The sequence below is a fragment of the Johannesbaptistia floridana genome, assembly GCF_057440575.1.
Window position 1 is genome coordinate 1 of sequence record NZ_JALKVM010000302.1, and the last position, 8,610, is coordinate 8,610.

The following is an 8,610-nucleotide window of genomic DNA, read 5'->3' on the forward strand; positions in this document are numbered from 1 at the left end:
GAGGGCGCAAGCAAGCCGAAGGGGAGGGCGCAAGCAAGCCGAAGGGGAGGGCGCAAGCCTTGCGCCCCTACTTTGCACTTTTAAACCAGCTCAAATTCATAGCGTTTAGTATTAATTCTTTAACTCATTACTCATTACTCATTACTCATTACTCATTACTCAACCAGTAACTTTTGTTTCTAATTAGTGTTAAATTAAATTGTGTTTCTCTACCTAATCTACTCTTATTTTACCCATGACACAACCTACTAAAATATTAGCTTTTGCTGGCAGTGCCCGAATTGAATCTTTCAATAAAAAACTAGTGAAAATCGCGGCAGATGAGGCTAAAAAAGCGGGAGCGGAAGTTACTTATGTTGATTTTCTTGAATATCCGATGCCTTTGTTTAATGAAGATTTAGAGGCTGAAGAAGGCTTACCTAAGTCTGTAGTTAGGTTCAGAAGTTTACTCAAAAGTCATCAAGGTTTTTTAATTGCCTGTCCAGAATACAATGGTTCGATTACACCTTTGTTAAAAAATGCTATTGATTGGGCATCGAGACCTGTACCAGATGAACCTGGTCTAGCTTGTTTCAATGGTAAAGTAGCCGCTTTATTAGCCACATCTCCGGGAGGATTAGGAGGTATTCGAGGGCTAGTCCATGTGCGGGCTATACTCGAAGGTATAGGTGTTATGGTTATTCCTCAACAAAAAGCCATTCCCAATGCTCATCAAGCCTTCGATGAAGAAGGTCAGTTACAGAATGAAAGAAATTTAGCCGCTATTAGTGGTATAGCTAAAAGTTTGGTGGATGTTACTAGTAAACTGAACTTATCTTAACCTAAAATAAAAACAAGCAAAACAGTTAAATTACAATAAGCAAGGATAATTATTAATTATGACTATTTGGGTAAACGAACAAATTGATGCAAGTGGCATAGTTTATGCTTGCATCGCCTGTTGTGATGAGGATTTAGCCAAATCTTGTCATGAATCTTGGTCTGAAAGTTTAAGTGAAGAACAAAAAAAACAAGGATGGTTAGCTCGTATTAGAACCGTGGATACTTGGGATGAAGTTCCTGTTAATGCTTTAAAACTAAACTAAAAAATCCACGCTGAGTTATAGCAATGAGCCAATAGATGTTGACAAAAATGATGAAAAGCCCCCCTTGGTAAGGGGGGTTGGGGGGAAAAGTTAGTGATAAATGTTGTTAACACCACTGCGGTCACTGCTATATTTTCAGCGTGGGGAAAAATTAGCTTTTACACTTTAGCGAGATTAAGACGTTTGAAGCTGAGGCGCTCATCTTCCACATCTACAAAGATAGTATCTTCTGGTTGAAAGTCACCTCTTAAAATACCTTTGGCTATAGCCGTTTCTAAGTAGCGTTGAATTGCCCTTTTCAGGGGTCTTGCACCATATACTGGATCATAACCTACAACACTCAAGAAATTGAGAGCAGCTTCTGATAATTTGAGAGATAGTTTTTGTTCGGCGAGACGCTCTTCTAGGCGTTTTACCTGAATTTTGACTATATTACTCAATTCAGACTGTTTCAAGCCATGGAAGATAATTATCTCATCGATACGGTTCAGAAATTCTGGGCGGAAGCTTTCGCGCATAGCATTAAGCACCCGAGACTTCATCTGTTCATACTGGCTATCATCTCCAGAGATATCCAGAATATATTGAGAACCGATATTACTGGTCATAATGATGATTGTATTCTTAAAGTCTACAATATGACCTTGGGAATCGGTGAGGCGTCCATCGTCGAGAATCTGCAACATGATGTTGAAGACATCAGGATGAGCTTTTTCAATTTCATCAAAGAGAATTACCGAATAGGGACGACGGCGTATTACTTCAGATAATTGTCCACCTTCTTCGTAACCAACATATCCAGGAGGGGCACCAATTAGACGAGATACGGCGTGTTTTTCCATATATTCGGACATATCAATTCTAATCATCGCGTCTTCTGTGTCAAACAGCACCGCCGCTAAAGCTTTAGCTAACTCGGTTTTACCTACCCCTGTAGGACCAAGGAAAATAAAACTGGCAGTAGGACGATTAGGATCTGCTAAACCTGCCCGAGAACGTTGAATCGCATCAGCTACTGCTTCTACAGCTTCATTTTGTCCAATTACTCGTTCGTGTAGTTCATCTTCTAGGTATAGTAGTTTTTCTTTTTCTGATTGAACTAGTTTACTTATGGGTATTCCTGTCCATTTTGCGATAATTTCGGCAATATCTGCTTCTAATACTTCTTCTCGCAGCAAGGTTTTCCCTGTAGTTTGTTGTTCTTGTAATTGAGCTTCAGTTTCTCGAACTTGTCGTTGTAAATCTGTTAACTTACCATAGCGTAATTCAGCAGCCCGGTTAAGGTCATAGTCTCTTTCTGCCTGTTGAATCTCCAGATTAACTTGGTCAATAGTTGCTTTTACGCTCCGAATCTGGTTAATTATTTCTTTTTCTGACTGCCATTGAGCATTTAGGGCGCTTTGTTCTTCTTTGAGATTAGCTAACTCCTGTTCCAGTTTGCTTAGTCTTTCTACAGAAATGGGATCTACTTCTTTTTTGAGAGATAGGCGCTCCATCTCTAGTTGCAGAATTTTGCGGTCAATTTCATCAAGTTCTTCGGGTTTTGATGTTATTTCCATTTTCAGTTTAGCCGCTGATTCGTCTACTAAGTCTATCGCCTTGTCTGGTAAAAAGCGATCGCTTATATAGCGGTTAGATAACATCGCCGCTGCTACTAGGGCATTATCAGAGATTTTTACGCCGTGATGCACTTCATAGCGTTCTTTTAACCCTCTCAATATAGATATAGTATCAACTACCGAAGGTTCTCCTACATATACTGATTGGAATCTCCTTTCTAAGGCTGCATCTTTTTCTATATACTTACGGTATTCATCAAGGGTGGTGGCACCTATACAGCGCAGTTCTCCCCTCGCTAACATTGGTTTTAGTAGGTTCCCTGCATCCATAGAACCTTGAGTAGCTCCAGCTCCTACAACTGTATGAATCTCATCAATAAAGAGAATGATGTTGCCATTAGATTCAGTTACTTCTTTGAGTACAGCTTTGAGTCTTTCTTCAAATTCACCGCGATATTTTGCCCCAGCGATTAAAGCACCCATATCCAGGGCAATTAATTGGCGATCGCGCAAGGATTCTGGTACATCTCGGTTAATAATACGTTGGGCTAATCCTTCGACAATTGCGGTTTTTCCCACTCCCGGTTCTCCAATTAGTACCGGATTATTTTTGGTTCTGCGAGAGAGAATCTGAATGGTACGACGAATTTCTTCATCTCTACCAATTACTGGGTCTAATTTTCCTTCCTTGGCTAATTTGGTTAATTCCCGTCCATATTTTTCTAATGCTTGATATTTACCTTCTGGATTTTGATCTGTCACTTTTTGCGTTCCTCTTACTTGTAAAATAATTTCTTTTAGTTTCTTTTCTGTGAGGGAAAATTCCTGAAACAGAGGTTTACCAAAGCGAGTATCTTGAGCATATCCCAATAATAAATGTTCTATAGATATATAATCATCTTTGAATTGTTGGCGAAAATTGTCCGCACGGTCTAAAAGAGTATCTAAACTATTGCCCAAGTATATAGACTCGCTAACTTTAGCTAGTTTGGCTTGTCTATCGATAAACTGTTTGGTTTTATCTCTGAGTTTAGCTACACTGATGTTAGCTTTATTAAATATACTAGTAGCTAATCCCTCCTGTTCTAGGAGAGACTGCATCAAATGTTCACTTTCTATCTGTTGTTGTCTATTTTGCTTGGCGATGTCAGGAGTTCTGACTATTGCTGACCAAGCCTTTTCAGTAAATTTTTCAGGATTGGTTGGTTGCATGGTGGTTTTACTTTATGTTTAATCATATTTACTCTTACTATCTCAATCATAATTCTTTCGATATAGATAGTAAGTTGGGCAAACACTACAAATTTTTACCAGTTTACCGCTAATTCTTGTATTTTTATACCGTTGAGATTCTAGGGGGATTATTTCGCGGTGCGATCGCACACTCTCACTTAAATCTCTAAGTTTTATTATATTGAGTAAGTTAAAATATAATTAAAAATTATTTATTTCCAATGAACCCAAAAACTATCGAAATTGTTAAATCCACAGCGCCTGTGGTTAAAGAACATGGAAAAGCTATTACTGAAAGAATGTATCAAATCGCTTTCAATGAACGTCCTGAGTATAGGAGATTTTTTGAAAATACTCACATGAAAAGCCAAGAGGAAGGAAGTAAGCAAGCAGCAAAACTAGCAGCATCTGTTTATGCCTATGCTAGTCATATTGACGAATTAGAAAAGTTAAGTGATGCTGTAGAACATATTGCTAACGCTCATGTTAATACTCGTGTAATAGCCGAACAATATCCCGTAATTGGAGAATGTTTGTTAATGGCGATGAAAGATGTATTAGGGGATGCCGCTACTCCTGAAGTTATGGAAGCCTGGACTGAAGCCTACAATAATTTGGCTAATATCTTTATTAATAGAGAAAAAGAAATTTATCAGGATCAAGAACAAGAAATCAAAGCAAAGTTATCAAATTAATTTAATATAGCGTTTTTCAGTCTATTGAGGTACAGAGGTTAACGTATTTAGGGAACAGCTCTGCTGTTCCCTGTTCCCTCTCACTGATAAGTTTTGCTTATCAAAAGCAAATACGGGAGAGCCAAATTTTGAATTATATTTTATTAATGAGACTGTGATAGGAGATTGAAATTATGTCTCGATTTATTAAGAATCTAAAAGCGATTGGAATATATGGAAGATTTGATATCAATCTTGATTTGAGTGATGGAATTAATATTATTCATGGAAGTAATGGTACAGGGAAAACAACTTTGCTGCATATTTTAGCTAATGCAGTAAATGAAGATTTTGAACGTTTTGTTTATTTAAGATTTCGAGAACTAGCGATTACCTTAGATGATGATACAAAAATATTAATAAAACAGCAAGAGTCGCCAGAAGTTCTCTCTGAAAAAATTACAAAAGTTTTTATTAATGAAGACGAAAAATACTCTTATCCACCAGAAGGCTTATCACAGGAAGAAAAGCGACAAGAATATAGCCAATTGCAAGATATTGTATGGTTTATGAGAGAGGAATTGGAAAATCAACAACAAAACAATAAAAAACAAAAATATTTTGAGTTAAAAGCAACTTATTTTCCTGCTTTTAGAACAATGATTGAGGCATGGGCCACATTAGATGAGAATGAAATTAGAAATATTTCTCGAAGGTCACCTAATTTGAGAAAAGCTCTAAGAAGTTCAGAAAAATCAACCGAATTTGCTCGTATTCTTTTCGGTAAATTTGTCCCTAGACTTGAGTATCCTTCTCCTATAGAAATAGAAGAACATATTAACTCAGAATTAACAGAAGCTCAATTAAAAATTGCCCGTCTTGATAGAAATTTGCTTTCACAAGCTTTTCTTGAATTTTCTACAGCTATTTCTCAATCAAATGAAACAGATGAACAAGAACAAGATCCAGAAGAAATTATTACAGAAATAAGGAAACTTTCAGAAAAATTAAAAAATTCATCTCTTCAACTTAGTCCTGATAATTCAGATGATGTCTATGAAAAATTAATAGAAAAGTTGGAATCCTTTGAATCAGATCCAAAATACAAAACTATAGCTAGTAGAGTGTTATCAGTTTATAAAAATTCTCTTCACAAAAGATTAGATGAACAAACAAAAGCTTATTATAGTATTAAAAGATATATTGAATCTGTTAATGAATTTTTAGAAAGAAAGCAATTAGAAATAGGTTCCACAAGCCGACATCGAAGCAGAACAAAATTAGGTGTCAGAATAGGTGAGGAAAAAGAAATTGATAGTCTAGGAATTTTATCATCTGGAGAAAGACAAATAGTAGGTTTAATTTATGCTGCAAGTCACATGGCATACGGTAAAGTTGTTTTAATTGATGAACCAGAAATTTCACTTCATATTGATTGGCAACGTAAATTATTACCAGAAATAGTCAAACAACTTGGCGAAAAACAACTAATTATTTGTACTCATTCTCCTATTATTGCCTCTAAATATCAAGATAGAATGATCAAGATTGAACTACAACCAACAGCAAATGTTAACATAAATACTGATCCCTTTGAAAATGAGGATTAAATTTTTACAGGAGACGATGATTTTGACAACATTCATTTTTAAAAATTTGGATAAAGTATTGTTTTTATGAGCGGATTACAAATAACTCCTGAAGAATATGTTACTGAGATAATGATGTCAGAAGAGAGATTCTTATTGTTAGAAGGATCTGATGATGAAAAATTTTTTACTATTATTTATAATTTTTTAACAAAAAATGAACGTAATATTTCAGAGGAAAAACTAAATTTGTTAAAAAATATTAATATTGATACTGCCGAGAGAATAAAAGGAGAATTAGGAAATAGAGCTAAGGTAGAAAACGTATGTGAATTACTCGCTCAAAAACCATCAAATATTACTAATAGAGTTTTAGGCTTTGTTGATCGAGAATTTAGAGAATTTGAATATAACAATTATTTAAAAGATAATCTTAAAAATCATAAAAAAAACAATAGATTAATTTGGAGTAGAGGACATTCAATTGAAAACTATTTTTTTGAAATATCAACTCTAAAAGACGCATTTAACAATTACTTAGTTACTAGTGTTTATCAAGAAGCATTTGAAATTTTTGAATCTAAATTTGATCATACTCTTAGAATAGCTTGTGCCTTGAGTTTGGCAGGCTTATCAGAAAATTTACTTCAACCTCTTACTAATCCATTAAATTGGGAATGTATAAATATCACCTCTACAGATATTAAAATTGATTTAGAACAATGGGGTGAAATACTCAACAAAAAATTTAAGCTCGATCAACTTCGGATTGAAAACCTATTTAATAAGTTTGATACCTATTTAAATATGGCTAAACAATGTGATATTGAAACCTCAAGATGGTTATCTCATGGACATATAGGATTGAATTTTATGTTTGTTGTTTATAGTAAATGTATTTTCATAGCAGCTTCATCACATCAACGTAAAAATAATATTGAAGAAGCTAACAAAGTAAACAAAAATAAAGACACTCGATTTACTATAGTAGCAAATGCTTGGATTAGAAATCAATCTATTGAATTTCAATTGAATGATACTTGTGATTTTCCAATAAACTGTTTTTGGATGTTAATCAAGGGGGAAAAATAATACCACGCCAAGAAATTCGATCTAAATTGGTAGATAAATTGTAGGTTGGGTTGAACGAGAGTGAAACCCAACATTTTGCTATTTTAAGCCTTTGAAAGAACAATACCACCTATAGTAACTAAAATAGCTCCCAATACTATAGTAGGAAAAGAAACACCGCGCCACTCAGAAAATATCCACAAACCTAGTAAAACGGCCACAAGAGTATTCATATTATATAGAGGAGTTAACAAGGATATAGGAGTTTTATAACGAGATATAGCGATATTTACCAAGAGAGTACCTCCACCCCAACAAAATCCAGCCAAAGTAGCAAAAATAATACCCCGCAGAGAAATTCGATCTAAATTCGTAGAAATAATTGGCAAGCTAAATAAGCCAAGAATGATGCAGGCAATACCAACTATAATTAAGTAAGTGCTCGTGCCAAGATGGTTGAGGATGCTTGCTTTAGTAAAAATAGCAAAGACGCCATAGAGTAAAGCAGGAATTAAACCACCAATGATGATTCCTAGGGTACTGTTATTCATTATCCAAAGTTATAGATATTTTTAAATCCTATTCTAGAGTAAAAAGTAAATTTTACTAGGATTTGGTAACTTTAAATTTTCTCTAGATAGGGCTTGCTGAATAAATCTAAAACTGTTATTGGGTATGGATTTGAGCTGGTTTTCTCTTCTTCCAAAGTGCAAAGTAGTAGTAGGGCGCAAGGCTTGCGCCCTATTCTTTGGCTTGCGCCCTATTCTTTGGCTTGCGCCCTATTCTTTGGCTTGCGCCCATCGCTCCTTAAAAACTTATTTTTTCAACATACTCTAGATAGATGACTGAAGTGTGAAACTTACCATAAACTAAGAATAAATTTCAGGAAAAAGTTAATATGTTCTTCAATGATGTTAATAATTTAACTCATACTATAGTTGTAGGAATTCTTGCTTATATTGCAATTATTTTCTTGCTACGCATCTCCGGCAAACGCACTCTATCTAAGTGGAATTCTTTTGATTTTGTAGTTACTGTTGCCTTTGGTTCTGTTTTAGCTAGTACTATACTATCTAATCAAACTTCTTTGATTAGAGGTGTTCTGGGATTTGGTTTACTGATATTTTTGCAATATATCATAACTTTTCTGGGTGTTCATTCTTCTATTGTGCAAAAACTAGTTAAGGGAAAACCAACTCTACTACTATACAAAGGAGAATTTCAAAATCCTGCCTTAAGAAAAGAAAGAGTTAGCCAAGGAGAAGTTTTAGCGGCAATTCGCTCTCAAGGAATCGCATCTGTAGAAAAAGTCGAAGCAGTTGTTTTAGAAACCGATGGTAGTTTTAGCTCAGATCTTGCATCTTTATCAAAAGTTACTGGTTGTGGTTGAGTAATGAGT

The 8,610-nt window shown here is 35.1% G+C and carries 8 protein-coding genes; 6 read left to right on the forward strand and 2 right to left on the reverse strand.

Annotated elements, in window-relative coordinates; translation table 11 throughout:
- Positions 1 to 235: 235 nt before the first annotated feature.
- A complete protein-coding gene (locus MW688_RS18025; RefSeq protein WP_486737400.1) occupies positions 236 to 820 on the forward strand; it encodes an NADPH-dependent FMN reductase in 585 nt (194 codons plus the stop codon).
- A 58-nt stretch (positions 821 to 878) separates the two neighbouring features.
- Positions 879 to 1,085, forward strand: a complete 207-nt coding sequence (locus MW688_RS18030) for a glycogen debranching protein (protein WP_486737401.1) — start codon at positions 879 to 881, stop codon at positions 1,083 to 1,085.
- A 158-nt stretch (positions 1,086 to 1,243) separates the two neighbouring features.
- On the opposite strand, the gene clpB is transcribed toward MW688_RS18030, so the two are convergent.
- Entirely contained in the window at positions 1,244 to 3,856 is a 2,613-nt protein-coding gene (gene clpB / locus MW688_RS18035) for an ATP-dependent chaperone ClpB (RefSeq protein WP_486737402.1), read from the reverse strand.
- Positions 3,857 to 4,098: 242 nt separating this feature from the next.
- Here clpB and MW688_RS18040 point away from each other — a divergent pair, with 242 nt between their 5' ends.
- From MW688_RS18040 to MW688_RS18050, 3 genes are all read left to right on the forward strand, one after another.
- Positions 4,099 to 4,572 (forward strand): globin domain-containing protein, encoded by a 474-nt coding sequence (locus MW688_RS18040; protein WP_486737403.1) that lies wholly within the window; start codon positions 4,099 to 4,101, stop codon positions 4,570 to 4,572.
- 173 nt (positions 4,573 to 4,745) lie between these two features.
- Positions 4,746 to 6,161, forward strand: coding sequence for an AAA family ATPase (locus MW688_RS18045; RefSeq protein ID WP_486737404.1), 1,416 nt, complete (start codon positions 4,746 to 4,748; stop codon positions 6,159 to 6,161).
- Between the two features lie 66 nt (positions 6,162 to 6,227).
- Positions 6,228 to 7,232 (forward strand): DUF4435 domain-containing protein, encoded by a 1,005-nt coding sequence (locus MW688_RS18050; RefSeq protein WP_486737405.1) that lies wholly within the window; start codon positions 6,228 to 6,230, stop codon positions 7,230 to 7,232.
- 83 nt (positions 7,233 to 7,315) lie between these two features.
- Here MW688_RS18050 and MW688_RS18055 read toward each other — a convergent pair whose 3' ends face one another.
- Entirely contained in the window at positions 7,316 to 7,762 is a 447-nt protein-coding gene (locus MW688_RS18055) for a hypothetical protein (protein ID WP_486737406.1), read from the reverse strand.
- 347 nt (positions 7,763 to 8,109) lie between these two features.
- Here MW688_RS18055 and MW688_RS18060 point away from each other — a divergent pair, with 347 nt between their 5' ends.
- Positions 8,110 to 8,601 (forward strand): DUF421 domain-containing protein, encoded by a 492-nt coding sequence (locus MW688_RS18060; protein WP_486737407.1) that lies wholly within the window; start codon positions 8,110 to 8,112, stop codon positions 8,599 to 8,601.
- Positions 8,602 to 8,610: the final 9 nt, after the last annotated feature.